Annotated in this window: 1 protein-coding gene; it reads right to left on the reverse strand. The window is 60.8% G+C overall.

From position 1 onward, the window contains the following. Window positions 1-570: hypothetical protein (locus E1189_RS00705; protein WP_230459867.1), on the reverse strand; the 570-nt coding region annotated here is incomplete at its 3' end. Between the last annotated feature and the right edge of the window lie 76 nt (window positions 571-646).

Genomic DNA, 646 nt, shown 5'->3' on the forward strand with positions numbered 1-646 from the left:
GTTGCCGCCTGATTCCTGGAGCACAAGAGGGTCACTAAAAGTCACAGTGCCAGCGCTTCGATCAATAGTCACCTGCGCGGGATCGATAGCCGTACCTGCACTGTCAACCACATCGATGCTCACCTGATGATCCCGGTTGACGGTCACCACCTGCCCCGCCGTGGGTGTACCAATATCCGTGGTCTGGTCATGGGCCAGCACCACCACATCCCCTTCCCGGTAGATGGGTACGCGCCCGTCGGCTGGTAAGCGCACCGGGTCAAGACCAATCAGGCGGGAGTCCAGAGGTATGCTGGTGAGCACCACGGTATTGAAGGTGACAGTCTGGGGGAGTACCTCGATGTCGTTCGTCCCGTCGGTGAAGTGGAGTTTGCACCAGCCGGTCTGGCTGTCCACATACCCATCGACTTCTGCCGAGGTCAGGTTGCCGTTAAAGTCCGCCTGTACCGAAATCCGCTCGCCGGTATCCGCCCGGTTGGCCCACACCTGCAGGCTCCCGGGACGCAAGGGAGTGCCCGGAGTCCGAAAAGCCATGTGGCTGGTTTGAAAGCCAGCGCGGGAAGTCGCCATCGCCTCCACCGAAACCACGCCGTTACCGCCGTCGGGGTAGCTGGTAAAGGTGGCTAATCCACCGGTGTAGTCGATG

The organism is Parendozoicomonas verongulae, assembly GCF_009711465.1.
In the GTDB taxonomy this organism is placed as follows: domain Bacteria; phylum Pseudomonadota; class Gammaproteobacteria; order Pseudomonadales; family Endozoicomonadaceae; genus Sansalvadorimonas; species Sansalvadorimonas verongulae.